This window comes from Candidatus Izemoplasma sp., from assembly GCA_036172455.1.
In the GTDB taxonomy this organism is placed as follows: Bacteria; Bacillota_I; Bacilli_A; order Izemoplasmatales; family Izemoplasmataceae; genus JAIPGF01.
On record JAXKVY010000002.1, the window covers coordinates 375,254 to 392,057 of the forward strand.

At 34.9% G+C, this 16,804-nt stretch carries 13 protein-coding genes; 2 read left to right on the forward strand and 11 right to left on the reverse strand.

Annotation, left to right across the window (positions count from 1 at the left end; translation table 11 throughout):
• Positions 1-8: 8 nt before the first annotated feature.
• The 3 genes from UMR38_04505 to UMR38_04515 are packed head-to-tail and all read right to left on the reverse strand — an operon-like array spanning position 9 to position 3,087.
• Complete coding sequence (locus tag UMR38_04505; GenBank protein MEC9485115.1) at positions 9-2,015, reverse strand: DNA translocase FtsK; 2,007 nt, start codon at positions 2,013-2,015, stop codon at positions 9-11.
• 12 nt (positions 2,016-2,027) lie between these two features.
• Positions 2,028-2,348, reverse strand: a complete 321-nt coding sequence (locus UMR38_04510; protein ID MEC9485116.1) for a thioredoxin family protein — start codon at positions 2,346-2,348, stop codon at positions 2,028-2,030.
• A complete protein-coding gene (locus tag UMR38_04515; protein ID MEC9485117.1) occupies positions 2,326-3,087 on the reverse strand; it encodes a hypothetical protein in 762 nt (253 codons plus the stop codon). Before UMR38_04515 ends, UMR38_04510 begins: the two co-directional genes overlap by 23 nt.
• A gap of 93 nt (positions 3,088-3,180) precedes the next feature.
• Between UMR38_04515 and UMR38_04520 the strand changes: the two genes are divergently transcribed.
• On the forward strand, positions 3,181-3,999 hold the full coding sequence (locus UMR38_04520; protein MEC9485118.1) for a Cof-type HAD-IIB family hydrolase: 819 nt from the start codon (positions 3,181-3,183) through the stop codon (positions 3,997-3,999).
• Positions 4,000-4,030: 31 nt separating this feature from the next.
• On the opposite strand, the gene ffh is transcribed toward UMR38_04520, so the two are convergent.
• From ffh to UMR38_04555, 7 genes are all read right to left on the reverse strand, one after another.
• A complete protein-coding gene (ffh, locus tag UMR38_04525; GenBank protein MEC9485119.1) occupies positions 4,031-5,428 on the reverse strand; it encodes a signal recognition particle protein in 1,398 nt (465 codons plus the stop codon).
• A 4-nt stretch (positions 5,429-5,432) separates the two neighbouring features.
• The gene (locus UMR38_04530) at positions 5,433-5,756 is read right to left on the reverse strand and encodes a sigma factor-like helix-turn-helix DNA-binding protein (GenBank protein ID MEC9485120.1); all 324 of its coding nucleotides are present in this window, start codon (positions 5,754-5,756) and stop codon (positions 5,433-5,435) included.
• Positions 5,756-6,724 carry a signal recognition particle-docking protein FtsY gene (ftsY, locus tag UMR38_04535; GenBank protein ID MEC9485121.1) on the reverse strand — a complete coding sequence of 323 codons (969 nt, stop codon included), beginning with the start codon at positions 6,722-6,724 and terminating at the stop codon, positions 5,756-5,758. The genes UMR38_04530 and ftsY overlap by 1 nt, the downstream gene beginning before the upstream one ends.
• Before the next feature lie 375 nt (positions 6,725-7,099).
• Positions 7,100-9,160, reverse strand: coding sequence for a type I DNA topoisomerase (gene topA, locus UMR38_04540; GenBank protein ID MEC9485122.1), 2,061 nt, complete (start codon positions 9,158-9,160; stop codon positions 7,100-7,102).
• A gap of 109 nt (positions 9,161-9,269) precedes the next feature.
• Positions 9,270-10,115 (reverse strand): peptide chain release factor N(5)-glutamine methyltransferase, encoded by an 846-nt coding sequence (gene prmC / locus UMR38_04545; GenBank protein ID MEC9485123.1) that lies wholly within the window; start codon positions 10,113-10,115, stop codon positions 9,270-9,272.
• A gap of 37 nt (positions 10,116-10,152) precedes the next feature.
• Positions 10,153-11,217 carry a peptide chain release factor 1 gene (gene prfA / locus UMR38_04550; protein ID MEC9485124.1) on the reverse strand — a complete coding sequence of 355 codons (1,065 nt, stop codon included), beginning with the start codon at positions 11,215-11,217 and terminating at the stop codon, positions 10,153-10,155.
• A 29-nt stretch (positions 11,218-11,246) separates the two neighbouring features.
• Positions 11,247-12,665, reverse strand: coding sequence for an MATE family efflux transporter (locus UMR38_04555; GenBank protein MEC9485125.1), 1,419 nt, complete (start codon positions 12,663-12,665; stop codon positions 11,247-11,249).
• Positions 12,666-13,222: 557 nt separating this feature from the next.
• On the opposite strand from UMR38_04555, the gene UMR38_04560 reads away from it, so the two are divergent.
• Positions 13,223-13,984 carry a sulfite exporter TauE/SafE family protein gene (locus tag UMR38_04560; GenBank protein ID MEC9485126.1) on the forward strand — a complete coding sequence of 254 codons (762 nt, stop codon included), beginning with the start codon at positions 13,223-13,225 and terminating at the stop codon, positions 13,982-13,984.
• A 47-nt stretch (positions 13,985-14,031) separates the two neighbouring features.
• Here UMR38_04560 and UMR38_04565 read toward each other — a convergent pair whose 3' ends face one another.
• Complete coding sequence (locus UMR38_04565) at positions 14,032-16,743, reverse strand: HD domain-containing phosphohydrolase (protein ID MEC9485127.1); 2,712 nt, start codon at positions 16,741-16,743, stop codon at positions 14,032-14,034.
• Positions 16,744-16,804 lie beyond the last annotated feature (61 nt).

Consider the following 16,804-nt stretch of genomic DNA (forward strand, 5'->3'; position numbering starts at 1 on the left):
TCATCTCCTTAATTAAACAGCTTGTCTAGTTCTTCTTTTGTCATGAGTACATCACGAGCTCTTGAGCCAACATTATCCGAAACAATGCCCATATCAAAGAGTGTCTCAACAATGTGTTGAGCACGATTAAATCCAATCTTGAACTCTTTTGAAATCTTGTTAATTGAGGCAGCTTCTTCTGCGACAACGAAGTATGCGACAGGTTTTGTTAATTCATCTGCTTCTACTTCTGTGGTTACTTTTTTAATCAAACTTTCTTCATCAAACAAATAATCACTTGGTGCTTGTTTACGTATATAATTGGTTACATGACGGATATCCTCATCAGAAATAAAGGCACCTTGTACCCGGTGATGTGGTTTACCACTTTCAACAAACAACATATCACCACGGCCTAATAATTTATCCGCACCAGCACCATCAATAATGGTCATTGAATCAACATGTGATGATACCATAAAGGCAATACGCGTTGGTATATTAGACTTAATAGTTCCCTTAACAACATCTGTGCTTGGACGTTGTGTAGCAATTATTAAATGGATTCCACATGCTCTTGCTTTTTGCGTTAAGCGCATAATAGCGTCTTCGACATTCGATGATGATACCATCATTAAATCAGCTAACTCATCAACAACAATAACAATAAACGGCATGTCATCTAGGTTTTCAGTTTTCGCGTATTTATTATATGCCATAATATCTCTAACATGATATTTTGCAAATGTATCAAATCGACTTTCCATCTCATCAACAACCCATTTCAATCCCGCCATCGCAACTTTAGGATCTGTGATCACTGGTGTAATAAGATGTGGTAAATCATTATATACACTTAGTTCAACCATTTTGGGATCAATCAACAAGAGTTTTAACTCTTCTGGTGTATACTTAAATAATAAGCTCATTAATAATGTATTAATACACACACTTTTCCCACTACCTGTCGCACCAGCAACTAAGCCATGCGGCATTGTACGTATGGAAGTAAATACACCATGCCCATCAATATCAATACCTAGCGCTACGGTTAAAGGATCTGTCGCATGGATAAACGCATCTTTTTTTACAACATCATAAAAATGCACAATATCTGCTTTCTCATTTGGGACTTCAATACCAACAGTATTTTTCCCAGGAATGGGGGCTTCTAAACGAATTTCTTTCGCGGCAAGAGCCATTTTAATATTATCCGCAATACCCGTAATTTTTTTAACATTCACACCTTTATCAAGTGCGATTTCATATCTAGTAACAGTTGGACCTTTGGTATATTTTTTTACCGATGCGCCTATATTAAACTCTTCAAATGTTTGATTTAAAATATCAATTTGCTTATTTAGCCATTCACTATTATTCGTGACTTTTCGGACTGGCTTTTGTAATAAATCAGCTGTTGGTAGGGTGTACTCAGCCTTTGTTTTCTTTGGCTTTTCTACCTTTTGAGATACCTTATTATCCGGTGTTGTCACCGGTGTCTCATGCGTTTTTTCAGGTTGTTTTTTTGATACAACATCTTGCTCATCAGCTGTTTTTTCAAAATGTGATGTTTTGTCTTGATTTTTACGATCGAAAAAGTCACTAATGTTTGTTTTTTTGGATGGCTGGGGTGATATGTTTTCTTCAGTTGTATGAGATTGCCTAGTTTCAAAAGAGGTAGAGTTATGTCTTTTTTCTTCTTTACGTCGGCTTTGGGAATCCATTGCTTCTTTTAGATTTCTTCCTTTCACCAAATCAAACTCTGGATAAGCTGTGCCATAACGTTTAATCATCTCTTCTTTACTCATTTTAGGTTTCGTTCTAAAACTATCAAACTGTAAATCCACATCGCCTTCACGTTTATATGGATTCGGAATTACAACATCATCTTTGACTTTTCGTCCAAATATAGGACTAACAAAGTTTTCTTGCTTGTAAGGTTCTTTCTTTTCAACGATTTGTGGTATTTCAAAAGGAACGGTATCTTCTGACCGTTCAGTAACAACTAAACTACGCATTTTCTTAAAAAAGAACATCCCATCACCCCATCATGTCGTACTATTTTGAATGAATGTTTTTACTTCACTATATGTTTTTCTTCGTTTATTTACAAGACGATCAACTTCGTCTCCATTTTCAAATACAATAAAACTTGGAATACCAAATACTTCTAAGTGTTTTGCTAAATCGATTAACTCATCACGATCAATATCTAAAAAGTCAAACGCGTCAAACTCCTTTTCTAATTTAGGTAAATGTGGTTTTATAACGATACAATCTGGACACCACTTTGTATGCCAGAAAGTAATCACCTTATCATGGGTCTCAATTGCATTATAAAATTCTTTAAGTGTCGAGATTTTCTTCATCTTCGTCATCTCCTCCTTGTAAGTAATTCTCTAGTTGATCATCTACTAAGTTTAAATCATAATCTTCATCAAAGACTTTCTTAGAATAAATCTTTACGGTTTCTTCTCCAACTACTCCTATAATCACAATACAGACCTTACGGGTAATGACATCAATTGACGTATTGATAACAAGTTTACGAAACCAATAAACAGGATTTACTGCATTAAATGCCATTGATCCATACTTTAATATTTTACCAACTTTATATTTTTTTGACCATTTTACTGCACGACTTTCTTCCACCATTTTTTTCTTATCATACATTTTCATTATGTTGGTTACCCGAATATTTTTGGTATTTTTCAATATCGGTTTATCAAGAATATCGTCTATCCGATCACTGATGTAGTGATTTAATGAGATCAACTCATGAATACTAAGTTCCAGCATTGGATACTTTGAATTTGGAAAAAAATAGCGTGCAATTTCCTCTATTAACTCATAGCTAATATCAAAGGTTAACTTCGCTACACTATCACGGTTCAATTTTAAACTGTGTTTCAATTTTTTCTGTCTACTAATAATAAGTTGTTTAAGCTCTTCATCATTCACATCAACCTGTGGTCTTGTGATATCAGAAACATCCACATTTTTGCCACGAACAATTAAATAAACCGTCGTCGCCGTAAACAGAAATATACCGGTAATCATACCAAAAAAGAAATTGGTAAAACCACCTAAGGAAAAGTCAAACATGGTTTTCCCTCCTCACTACATATCATTATAACATAATTATCATAAGTATTGTGTAAAAAAGTCAAATGTGTCATAATAATAAAGGTGATTTATATGAAAAAATATTTATTTGCTTTAGATTTAGATGGTACCCTTTTGCAAGATTGGGAGACCATTTCTGAAGCCACAAAAACTTACCTTAGACAATTAAAATCCGACGGACATACCATTGTTTTAGCAACCGGAAGACCCTATCGTAGTAGTGAACCATTCCATCGTGAGTTAGGTCTGAAAACACCTCTAATCAACTACAATGGTGGGTTAGTCACAAGTGATCACGATAAGACATTTGAGCCTTACTCACTGACAATAGATAAAAATGATATCTTGACCATTTTTAATGATAATATTAATTATATCGACAATTGCTTTGGTGAAGTAAAGGATGATATCTTTTTATATCGAGAGACAGAAGAGATTGAACCATTATTACACAACTTTAACGGTGCCCGTTTATTTGTTGGCGACTTAAACAAAACCCTTGATGAAAATACAAACGGATTTATAATCATAGCTAAACCACAACAATCAGAACAAATTGAGTCCTATGTTAAAAAGCATTTTAAAGATCGCGTCCTATGTCGGAATTGGGGAGAACACTATCATCACGTTTTAGAACTCTATACCCCCGAGACGAATAAAGGTAAGGGATTAGCATATGTTGCGGAGCACCTAAAGATTCCAAGAGAAAATATCATCGCCTTTGGTGATGCCCACAACGACATTGAAATGCTTAAATATGCCAGTCTTGGTGTCGCAATGAAAAATGCTCAAGATCGCTTGAAGGTTCATGCAGATGATATCACAGAGTATTCAAATACCGAAGATGGATTAATTCATTACATCAAACAATTCTTAAAAAAAGAACAGTAATTTGCATCTAGCAAATTACTGTTTTCAATATCTAGAAACGGAAACGCCCTTTGCCTTTACCTTTTCCTTTTTTTGCCTTTTGTTTCGGCATACTTCCTAAAGGATTATTTGGATTTATTTGGGATGGATCCATATTTTTCATTTGTTTCATCATCTTTGATTGTTGTTGCATAGTTTGAATAAGACGATTAACATCACTGACTTTTCGTCCACTACCTTTAGCGATTCGTCGTCTACGTGAACTGCTTTTTTCTATCAATCTTGGTTGTTTGCGTTCTTGTTTGGTCATCGATGAAATCATAGCTTCTACATAGACAAGTTGCTTCTCATCAATATCTTGATTTTTTAACGCTTTTCCAACACCTGGGATAAGTTTTAAAATACCGCCAAGTGATCCCATTCGTTTGATCATTTTAAGTTGTTTGATATAGTCGTTATAGTTGAAGTTTCCACTCATCATTTTTTCCATCATCGACATCATATCAGTTTCATCAATATTTTCAGTTACCTTATCGACAAGTGTTAACACATCACCCATGCCTAATATTCGTGATGCCATTCGTTCAGGATGGAAAACTTCTAATTGATCAAGTTTTTCACCAAGTCCCATTAACTTGATTGGCACCTCTGTTACTTGGCGTAAACTTAAGGCAGCTCCGCCACGTGTATCACCATCTAGTTTGGTTAATATAGCCCCTGTAATAGAGAGTTGCTCATGGAATCCTTTAGCTGTTGTAACTGCGTCTTGTCCTGTCATTGCATCAATGGTTAAAAGTATTTCATCGGGTTCCACAGCTGCTTCGATATCAACTAATTCTTTCATCATTTTTTCATCGATTTGTAAGCGTCCAGCGGTATCAATAATTACCACATCGTGACTGTGATCTTTTGCAAATCCTAATGCTTCTTTTGCTGTTAAAACCGGATTAACATCTGTGCCTTTTTCAAAGACTGGCATATCCAAATCTTGTCCAATCGTTTTTAACTGTTCAATTGCCGCAGGACGATAAACATCTAATGCAACAAGCATTGGATGTTTGTTTTGCTTATCTTGTAAAAACTTTGCTAGTTTACCAACAGTGGTAGTTTTCCCAGCTCCTTGCAAACCAACAAGCATAATGATACTCAATCCTTGGTCCTTAACATTTAAAGGTACTGCTTTTTCACCCATGATTTTTTCTAATTCATCACGAACAATCTTTACGACTTGTTGTCCTGGGTTGAGTCCTTTTAAGATTTTTTCACCTTTGGCTTTTTCTTTTACACCTTTAGTGAATTGTTTCACAACACGAAAATGAACGTCTGCCTCAAGTAAACTCAGACGTACCTCACGCATCATTTCATCGATATCTTTTTCATTTAAGCGCCCTTTTCCAGTTACACGACGCATCGCCATCTGAAGACGATCACTTAAATTTTCAAATGCCATAAAATCACTCAATTTCCTTTACTTTGTCTATTAATTCTTTAATCGTAGTTATCTCTTCTAATTCGCCAATCTCACGATAAATGGATTGTCGTTTTTGATAGTTTTGATATAAGCTTAATTGTGTTTCATATTCCTCTAATTTTGTCTCTACCCGTTTTAACTGATCAAATACAGCGTTACGGCTAATATGATGATTTTCTGCGATTTCCGTGATGGAATAATCATTAAAGTAATAGGCTTCAAAATAGGATTGTTGCTTGTTTGTTAATAATTTACCATAAAAATCATATAGCCGTTGTAAGTAAATAGTATCATCTAATGTTTTCATCAAAATAACCCACTAAATAATCCATACATATATTCTTCTAAGTCAAAATGTTCTAGATCATCTAAACCTTCGCCTAGACCTACATATTTAATCGGGATTCCTAACTCTTCTTTAATAGCTAAGGCAATTCCACCCTTAGCAGTTCCATCTAGTTTGGTGAGAACAATGCCACTTAACGATGTCACGTCATTAAATATTTTAGCCTGTGATAACCCATTTTGTCCTGTTGTTGCATCAATAACTAGTAAGGTTTCATGTGGTGCACCATCTACTTCTCTACCAATAACACGATGTATTTTTTCTAACTCATTCATCAAATTTTTCTTATTTTGAAGTCTTCCGGCAGTGTCGCATAAGACAAGATCAATATCATGTTCTTTGGCATAGTTTAATGCATCAAACATCACACTTGATGGATCACTTTTCGCAGGTTTTGAAAAAAAATCGCTGCCAACTCGTTGTGCCCATGTTTCAAGTTGTTCAATCGCTCCAGCACGGAAAGTATCGCCTGCGACCATTAATACTGATTTGCCTTTATTTAGATACTCGTGTGCTACTTTGGCAATGGTGGTTGTTTTACCTACCCCGTTAACCCCAACAAATAGTACGACATTTAGTCGCTCGTCTTCAATCGCTAAGTTAGAGGAAACTACATTGTCTTGAACATACAACTTAAACATCTCATCAATAATTAACTCTTTAAATGCTTCTGTAGATTCGATCGATTTATCGGATACAGTGTCTTTTAAATGATCAATAAACTTTACGACTGTATCGACACCCATATCCGCCATAATAAAAATTTCTTCAATATCATCAAATAATGCATCATCGATAGTTTGTGATGATTCGATGACATTTTTTAAATTTGATAAGACACCTTCCCGTGTCTTATCCATGCCAATTTTATATTTACGTGCTTTTTCTTTTTTTGCTTTACTACTAAATAGATTCTTAAAAAAACCCATATCTTCACTTCCTTTAAAATCAATGCATATTATAACATACGATTGTATCAGTTGCCATTATAATAAAAAAAAAGTCCCTAAAAAGGGAAAATCCGCCTCTCGGCGGATTAAGGAAGGGGATGTGTGAATAAATAAATTATTCACCATGCTATGTAAGGGATAAGTTGCGACTAAGTCGCATCTTTAATATAACACGATTTTATAAATTATGTCAATAGATTTCACGAAGTTTTTTCATAAAACCACATCTGTCGCTCGGTTGCGCGAAAAAAATTTTTTCGGCTTAGCATAGCGATAGATTAACATTAACACCTGATTGACCATTTTATTAATAAAACCAATCAAGAGTTGTTATTTTCATTTGTGTAAACGTTTTTATTTTTTATATCCGCATTGTTTTTGGTCTTGACACATGACAATGCCATCTTCATCTTTCATCAATAACTTACCACATTCCGGGCAGGTTTCACCAGTTGGTTCATATTGCAAAATATTACGGCATTTAGGGAAGTTATCACACGCATAAAAAGTATTTCCTTTATTGCGGCCACTTTTTGCTACACGTTTAACAATTGTTCCCGTTTGACATTTTGCACAGGTAACGCCTGTCGATTCTGGTTCAACTTTTTCTTGTTCTTTGTTTTGCTTAATATACTTACACTCAGGAAAATTACTACATGCTTCAAAAGTTCCATATTTTGATTGCCGATATACCATCTTATGTCCACATTTTGGACAGGTTTCGCCAGTAAACTTTGGCGCTATTTTTTCCATGTGTTTATTTGCATTTTCTACCATTGGGATAAATGAGTGATAGAAACTAGAAATGATTTTTGTTTGATCTTCATTTCCCATTGATATTTCATCTAAGACTTTTTCCATGCGGGCAGTATAATCAACACTGATAATTTGAGCAAAGAACTCATCTAACTTCTCTATTGTCAAACGGCCTTGATCAGTTGGCATAAAGGCTTTTGATTTCATCGTAACATACTTTCGTTTCTTCAACGTTGAGATGGTTTGTGAATAGGTTGATGGTCTACCAATACCAACTTCTTCCATCTCTTTAATTAATTTTGCCTCTGAAAATCTAGCCGGCGGTGATGTGAAATGTTGTGTCGGTTCAATCTCATCATGTTTTACCGATTCACCTTCTGTGAAGTCTGGTAATTTTTGATCTGTCACTGTTTCATAATCATACACTCTTAAATATCCATCAAATACAAGTTTTTGTGCCGTAGATTTAAAGAGATATACTTTATTCTTAAGTAAAAGAGATGTCGACTCTAAAGTCGCAGCCTTCATCAATGATGCGATCGCCCGTAAATAAATTAAACGATATAATTTATACTCATCACGTTTTAAATAGGGCTTTACTTCTTTGGGTGTATACTCTACAGAAGTCGGTCGAATAGCTTCATGGGCATCTTGGGTATTACTCCCATTTTTTGGTTTTTTATAGACCCCTCTGTATTCTTTACCATGGGTCTTTTCAATATGTGATAATGCTGGTTGAATAAAGGTGTCGCTCATCCGGGTTGAATCGGTACGCATGTAAGTAATTAAACCCACGGTTTCATCACCTAACTCAATACCTTCATAGAGTCGTTGAGCAATCAACATTGTCTTTGCGGAACTAAAATTCAATTTAGTAGAAGCTTCTTGCTGCATAGCTGATGTCGTAAACGGTAATTTTGATTGTCGCTTACGATTACGTGTATCAATTTTATCAATTGTAAATTGATCGTCTAAATCATTCACAACATCCATTGTTTCTTTTTCATTTGTTAACTCAGCTTTTTCGCCATTGATCTTATCTAATTCAGCTTCAAAATTTGGAAAAATGGCTTTAATTTTCCAGTACTCATCCGGTACGAAGGCCTCAATTTCTTTTTCTCGTTCAACAATCATCTTCAATGCGGCACTTTGAACGCGACCGGCTGATTTAGATTTGATTTTGTTTTGTAATAATTTAGATAACTTAAATCCGATAATACGATCTAAGATACGTCGGGTCTCTTGGCTCGATACCAGATCATAATCGATATCTCTCGGATGATCAAACGCTTCTTTAACACGATCACGTGTAATCTCATTAAAAATAACGCGTTTAGTTGGTTTATCTTTGGTGTTCAGCGTTTCCTTGAGATGCCAACTAATTGCCTCACCTTCACGATCCGGGTCAGTAGCAAGATAGATTTCATCTGCCTTTTTAGCAGCCTTCTTCAACTCTTTAACAATTTTATTCTTATTTTTAATCACACTATATTGTGGTTTAAAATCATTTTCAATTTCTAGACCTAAGCCACCTTTTCCTTTAATCGCTAAATCACGAATATGTCCTTTAGATGATAATACATGATAATCATCGCCAAGATATTGTGAAATAGTTTTTGATTTACTTGGTGACTCAACAATTACTAATTTCTCTGCCATTGTTTCGCCTCACTTTCTCTATTATGTTATACACACGAAACTTGGTTTGTCAAGTAAGGTGTTTTCTATCTGTCTATTATATATATTAAAGATATATATACTTTTTTTCTTATTTTTTTATCACAAAGGTCATACGATCTTTACCTTGCATATCCTTCATTTGTCGAATCTCAACATCTTCAAAGTGATCTTCAATCAATTTTCTTAGAGCATCATTCTTATCATAAGCATGTTCAAAAGCCATAATAAATCGTGCATTTAAAATCTTTTTAGCATTCTTAATAATAACACGGTAGAAGTCTAATCCATCTGCGCCCCCGAACAGAGCAATATGGGGTTCGTTATCTTTAACAAGATGGTCGACTGCTTCATCTTTAGGAATATATGGTGGGTTTGATACAAGAATATCAAAGGTCTTACCCTCAAACGGCTTCAGCATATCTCCTTCATAAAATGAAACATTCGCATCTAGCAATTGGTTATTTTTTTTCGCCACAGCCAATGCTTCTATAGAGATATCAGAAGCACTCACGGTCATATGCTTTTCTTCTTTATCTAAGGTAATTGCTAGACATCCACTTCCGGTTCCAATGTCGACGACATCAACAGGGCGTTGATTAAAAACTTCATCATAAATCATTAACAGATTCGCAACTAACTCTTCTGTTTCAAAGCGTGGAATTAACACATCTTGATTAACGAAGAACTCATAACCGTAAAAATACTCTTTTTGTGTGATGTGTTGAACAGGAATATTTTTAACGACATATTGGTCTACGCCATATAAAAATGCTTTATAATCCGGTTCAGGCATCTCTTCGTCAAAGTGTAAGAATAACTCGTTATTGCTTAATTGAGAAAAGTGTTGTAACAACACTTTAATGCCAGTGGTTTCTTTTTGATTATCCAAGGCATATTGTTCATTAATCTGTAATGCTTCTTTATATGTAGGCATATTATCACCTTCAAGTTACGAAAGAAGAGTAAGTGACTTACTCTTCTCCTTCTAGTTTGCGTTTAAATTCTTCATCAATTAAGGCATCAATAACAGGTTCTAATTTCCCATCAATGACGCGGTCTAATTGCTTAATAGTATAGTTGATACGGTGATCGGTAACACGGTTTTGTGGATAATTATACGTTCTAATTTTCTCACTGCGATCCCCACTACCTATTTTACTACGGCGTTCTTCGCCTTCTTTTTCCATTTGTTCCTGCATTTTTTGATCATACAAACGTGCTTTTAAAATACGTAATGCGGATGCTTTATTTTCATGTTGGCTTTTCCCATCTTGACAAGTAACAATTGTCCCTGTTGGCTCATGGGTAATACGGACAGCACTATCCGTTTTATTAACACTTTGTCCCCCCGCTCCACTCGAACGATACGTATCAATTCGTAAATCTTTCATATTTAAATCGACTTCAATATCTTCTGCCTCTGGCAAGACTAAAACCGTTGCGGTTGATGTATGTATACGTCCTTGTGATTCTGTCGCAGGGACCCGTTGAACGCGATGTGCACCTGATTCATATTTCAAATAGGAAAAGACATTTTTACCTGATACCGTAAATTCTATTTGACTATATCCCCCAGCATCACTCGGTTCAGCATTGGTAACTTCAATTGTCCATCCCATATGCTCAGCATACTTTGTATACATGCGGTATAAGTCACCGGCAAAAATATTACCTTCAGAACCACCGGCAGCACCACGAATTTCAACGATTACGTTCTTTGTATCATTTGGATCTTTAGGAACTAAATAACGTTGTAATTGAGCTTCATATTGAGGTACTTTTTCTTTCATTTCCATGAGTTCCATTTCTGCCATCTCAACGATTTCAGGATCTGTTTCATGGGTCATCTCTTTTAAATCTTCAATGGTCGATAAAGCATCTAAATATGTATCATATAATTCAACAATCGGTTCTAACTCACTACGTTCTTTTGATAATTCTGTTAATCTATCAATATCTGTCACTACATCTTCTTGCATTAATAACTGATTTATTTCTTTAAAACGTGCTTTTATTTGATTTAAACGATCTTCCATATTATCACTCCGGACATATTATACTTGATTTAATTTGAATTTTCAAATAAGATTCCATCTGGCTTACCGAGTTTCTTCAATAAGAATATAAACCAAATAACTAAGATGGTTCCTTTTAAAATACTGCTTCCTGAGACAGCCCACCATATACCAGCGTATCCTAAGGATATACTCAATAGCGCCGCACCAGGTATGCGTAAAAAGTTCCCAACAATACCAACCCCTGATGGAATCATTGTTTTACCAAGACCGTTAAATGCCCCAGCAACACCTAACTCAACAATCATAAACAGCTGAGAAATACTTAATATTTCTAAATATAAAACACCTATTTTTAAGGTTCCTAGTTCATCAATAAAAATCGAAAAGACTTCTTCTGCAAAGACAAACATCCCTATATTAATGATAATTCCATACGGTACTAAAAGCCGCATCGCAACTTTAAAGCCTTCTTTGATTCTATCATATTGCATGGCTCCAAAATTCTGTCCAACAAAACTTGCTAATGCGACTTGAAAACCAGATGCAATCATCCAAGCTACTGCTTCAATTTGACTTCCTAGACGTTGGGTTGCCATGACGTCTTCACCATAACTCGCAACCATTACACCAATCACAATACTAATCGATGTAAAAAGCATACTCTGTATCCCGACTGGTGTTCCAATACGGATAATTCGCTTAAACATTTTTTTAGAAAAATATTTTATTGGCCGTAAGCTAAATGGTCGATACGGTGAAACATATATAATGATATAAATTAGAAAGATAAATGACTGCGAAATAACCGTCGCAATAGCCGCCCCTTTAACACCCATAGCTAATCCCGTAAAGGGTAGGCCAAATAAAATGAAGTCTTCTAAAATAAAGAACGGGTCGAGAATAATGTTGACAAGCAATCCTGACCCTGAGACAAGGAGGGTATTAATGGTTTTTCCAAGTCCATCATATACACCATTAAAAAGGTTAACGTAAAAGAAAGCAAAGCCAAACATTGCAATGATTTGCATATAATCTTTGGCATAAATGATCACGTTCGCATTATTTAAATTGAAGATTCCTACATAAAAATCATTGAAAAATAGGCCAAAACTCATATAAAGTAAGGCAAAAAATGAAATTATTATAAAGCCGGTATTCCCTGCATGTCTCACACCATCTAAATCATTTTTTCCTGCCATTTGACTTATATTAACACTCGTACCTATTTTAGCGAGTAAAATAAGCCCAAACCCAAACCAAGGATAATACCCTACAGTGCCTACAGCTGCTATAGCTTCGGTTGGACTGAGACCAATACTGTCTACTCGTCCAACCCAAAACATATCAGTTAAATTATATGTCATTTGTACTAAACTCGTTAAAAGTGTTGGTAGTGCAACTATCAATAATTTTAATAAGATATTGCCTGTGGTTAAATCTATTTTGCGTTTCATTAACTTTCTCATGTCATCACCTTTTTCACAAACAAGATTATATCACTTCTTTTATAAAAATACTACTAAAAGGTTATTACTTCTAAAGGAAACTTAAGTATGATATAATAAACTCAATATTATTATGGGTAGTGCCTCATTAAGACAATTGATTATGAATTATTAGATGCCCTATTTGAAGGGGCTTATGTCGTAGATAAAAACCGTAAAATTGTTCATTGGAATAAAGAAAGTAACGCAAATCATAGGGTAAAAAAAGACACTGTTATCAACTAACATTAATAAGCTTACATAAATCTACAATCGTAAATGTATCGTTTACCAATTAACCTAAAGTATAGAAGCGTTTAAGTATAAAACACATTTGCTGAAAAAGTGCGTATTCTTATCAAATAATCAATATTTTTTACAAACGATGATACACTAATTTATGTTACAATAAGTGTTGGTGGGTCATTATTGAAAGGTGACGACACAGTTTGAAAAATTCATTAAACGCGCAGATCAAAACATGTATTATGCTAAATCACACGGGAGAAATCAGAATAAAATAGATTAGGATGGATAATATGGAATACGTTGTATATATTATTGGTGGGTTAATGGCGGGTATTGCCACGGGCCTTGTTGGACTGAGTGCCGCAACCATTATTGCACCATTATTTGTGACCGCTTTAAGGATGAATCCTTATGTTGCAATAGGTATTGCTTTAGCCAGTGATGTCTTTGCAAGTGCACTAAGTGCGGCCAATTATATTAAACATAAAAATATTCACTTATTTCATGCCGTATCATTAGCTATCCCAGTTGTATTATTTACCCTTATAGCCTCCTACTTCTCAAAAGATACTAACCCTGAAAGTCTTGGTGGCTTAGTCAATATCTTCGTTATCTTCTTAGGCTTAAGATTTCTAATCTTCCCCCTTGCAGGAGATACCAATAAGAAACTGTTAACCTTAACTAAAAGCAAAGTCTTACAAAGCGTATTATGGGGAGCCATCATAGGATCTATCAATGGATATTTTGGTGCTGGAGGTGGTCTCAGTATGTTAGCCATATTGACAGTTGTTCTTGGCTATGATTTAAAAAATGGTGTTGGAACGAGTGTCTTTATTATGACCTTTACCGCATTTGTTGGCGCAGCTGCACATATTGTATTTGGTGGAACAGAGTGGATCCCTTTAATAATCACGTCAATTTCTGCAATGGCAGGGGCAAACTTATCGAGCAATTATGCCAATACAATTGAAAGTGATAAATTAAATAAACTTATTGGATCATTTCTTGTTGTCTTTGGAATTGTCCTTGTTAGTATTTACTTCACCCGATAACCATAAAATAAACCCCCATTACATCTTGTAAAGGGGGTTTTAATTAATTATGCATCTTTTTCAAGTAATTCAATAAATTTCTCAACAATGTTCGGATCGAACTGGGTTCCTGCATGATCGCTTAATTCTTTAATAGCTTCAGCGTATGTCTTTTTTGGCCGATAAATTCTATCATGGGTCATTGCATCAAACGAATCAACAACAGCAATGACTCTTGCAAATAGCGGAATCTCTTCACCCTTTAATCCTTGTGGATAGCCTGTCCCATCGTACCATTCGTGGTGAAACAATACACCGTTACAGACATCATCACTATCAGTGATATTACGAATAATTTTATAGCCAGCCTCACAATGTTTTTTTATGACTTCAAACTCATTACTCGTCAATTTAGAGGGTTTCATAAGAATGTTATCAGGAATCGTAATCTTGCCAATATCATGAACTTGAGCAAGTAATCGAATATCTTCTATTTCACTCGCACGGGAAAAGCCTAAAGCATGAATTGTTTGAATAGCTAATTCACTTACTCTATTGCTATGTTCTTTCGTTTCTTCCGTTTTTGCGTTTAATGTTTCCATGATTGAGCTTAAGACTTTTGATTTTCGCGAATTACGACTATTAAGCTTACGGCGATACATTTTATTTTCTGCCTCAGCAAAAGCTTCATCAAATGTTATATCATCGACATTAACAGCCATACCACCTTTACTAACTCTAAGTTCAATGGTTGACTCACGATTATATTTCTTTACCGCATCTTCAAGTTGATTGGCTTGATTGGTGACATGATCGTAATCTACCTGTTCAGTCAACACAACAAATTCATCGCCACCAATTCTAGCAATGAATAATGCATCATCAAAAATATCTTTTAAAAATTTAGCCAATGTCTTGATGATACGATCCCCTTCTATATGACCAAAGGCATCATTAATTAACTTTAACCCATCAACATCAAATACTAACACTGAGTATGTTCGTGGTAATTTATTACGGATGTAGCGTTCAAAATAGTTTCTATTATAGGTTTCAGTAAGCGTATCATGATCGGCTAAATACTGTATCTTATCTTGGTAAAGTGTGTTTTCAGTGACATCTAAAATCATTCCTGCCATCATCCGATCTCCATTAAATTCATCTTTACCACTCAACTCAATTGAATGTTCTAAGTAAATCACTTCATTTGTCTCTAGGTGACGATGTTTGGCTTTAACTTTCTTAAATCCTGTCTGTCGACCCGAAAAGACACTTTTAATTTCATTCAGTAATTTTTTACCCATCATTCTAGATGATGGATCGTCCATCAGTAACGTTTTTCTAAGATCTTTATAACGAATCATTCCATCAGTTGATACGGGTAATCCTAGTTTCTCATTAAAGGTATCGTTGCCATAAATCTTTAACGTTCCTTGAAGTTCACTTCGTGATTGATACCAAATCATACTATCGCGTGCTTTAATCGCTAGGTTTTCAGCGAGTTGAAGCCGTTCATTCTTGATTCTTAATGCTTCAAGCTCTAATCGCCTATTATGCGTTTCAGTGACATCAACGTTAATACTAACAAATAATAAAGGCTGCCCATTGTCATCTTTAGAAATCACATTAGTCCGTACGTCAATCCATTGTAAGGTATCTTCATTTTTAAAGTTAGGAATCACAACATGATACTTTTCAAGTCCCTCATAAAAGACTTTATTATGGGTTTTACGAAATGCCTGAATATGTTTTTCAAGCCCTTGTCCATGGCGTTTCATCATGACTTCTTGTTCATCTAATATATCCTTAATCGTTTCATTTTTATACACTCTGTTATCAGACATGAGTTTATTGTATGATTCAGTAAAGTAATACCGACCTTCTTTAAAATGACGTTGATAGTAAAATACACCCACACCAGAGTTTAATAATCCCTGATCAATTAAATTATGCAGTATTTCAAGTTGGTTGATTCGTTCAAAAACCTCTGACATATAAATGTCAATTGCCACAAAGAAACGGGGACTTCCATCTGGATACCGTAACAAACATTTACCGTAAGCTTCTACCCAGACAATATCGTTTTTTGCCGTAACGGCAGGCGTTCGTCCACCAAAGTAATCTGTTTCATTTTTTCTAACAGCTTCATAAGCTTCCATTTCTGTTTGAATGGCCTCATCATAAAGTTCTGATACTTGGCGTGCTTTTTCACGTACTTTTTGGAATGTTTTTGTGTTATATAAGCCATTGTCATTAACGTCAATTCCCAATATTTTAGGTCCTTGGTCTGACTGATAAAAGTGATCACTATAATGATCATAATCAATCCACCATGTGCTCCCTGCAAAGACACTGACGCCTGCGCCAATGACATTACTAAAAAGTGATAATTGTTCTTCTGTTTCCATTAATTTTTCTTTACAAATAAGATAGAGAATAATTTTATTTTCATGTTTTGAATCAACTTTAATAATAAAGTGATAGTTTTGTTCTTTACTTTTTCTTACATAATATGTTTCAGTATTATCTTGTTTTGATACATTAATTACCGATTTAAGCATGTCAATAAATTCTTGATCAAAACGTTGTGAGATCAACGGGTACGTTTCATCTGCATAAACGCCATCAAATCGTAGTAAAAGTGTCGCATTAAAATCAAAAGAAATGATACTATCAGATACAGTGATAGTAGCTATACCTAAAGCATCTTCCATTGAGTTAATAGATGATGCGAAAAAATCCTTAACATCCTGAATTGAAATAATGCGTTGTGTTTTCATATGTCACACCTCAAACTATTATTAAATTATATTATACCACATATCCGAAAATAAAAAAGGA

Coding starts and splice junctions, on each gene's coding strand:
- ffh (MEC9485119.1), bottom strand. CDS start 5,428: ATGGCATTTGAAAATTTAAGTGATCGTCTTCAGATGGCGATGCGTCGT.
- UMR38_04505 (MEC9485115.1), bottom strand. CDS start 2,015: ATGTTCTTTTTTAAGAAAATGCGTAGTTTAGTTGTTACTGAACGGTCA.
- UMR38_04515 (MEC9485117.1), bottom strand. CDS start 3,087: ATGTTTGACTTTTCCTTAGGTGGTTTTACCAATTTCTTTTTTGGTATG.
- UMR38_04530 (MEC9485120.1), bottom strand. CDS start 5,756: ATGAAAACATTAGATGATACTATTTACTTACAACGGCTATATGATTTT.
- UMR38_04565 (MEC9485127.1), bottom strand. CDS start 16,743: ATGAAAACACAACGCATTATTTCAATTCAGGATGTTAAGGATTTTTTC.
- UMR38_04510 (MEC9485116.1), bottom strand. CDS start 2,348: ATGAAGAAAATCTCGACACTTAAAGAATTTTATAATGCAATTGAGACC.
- UMR38_04520 (MEC9485118.1), top strand. CDS start 3,181: ATGAAAAAATATTTATTTGCTTTAGATTTAGATGGTACCCTTTTGCAA.
- prmC (MEC9485123.1), bottom strand. CDS start 10,115: ATGCCTACATATAAAGAAGCATTACAGATTAATGAACAATATGCCTTG.
- UMR38_04555 (MEC9485125.1), bottom strand. CDS start 12,665: ATGAGAAAGTTAATGAAACGCAAAATAGATTTAACCACAGGCAATATC.
- UMR38_04560 (MEC9485126.1), top strand. CDS start 13,223: ATGGAATACGTTGTATATATTATTGGTGGGTTAATGGCGGGTATTGCC.
- prfA (MEC9485124.1), bottom strand. CDS start 11,217: ATGGAAGATCGTTTAAATCAAATAAAAGCACGTTTTAAAGAAATAAAT.
- ftsY (MEC9485121.1), bottom strand. CDS start 6,724: ATGGGTTTTTTTAAGAATCTATTTAGTAGTAAAGCAAAAAAAGAAAAA.
- topA (MEC9485122.1), bottom strand. CDS start 9,160: ATGGCAGAGAAATTAGTAATTGTTGAGTCACCAAGTAAATCAAAAACT.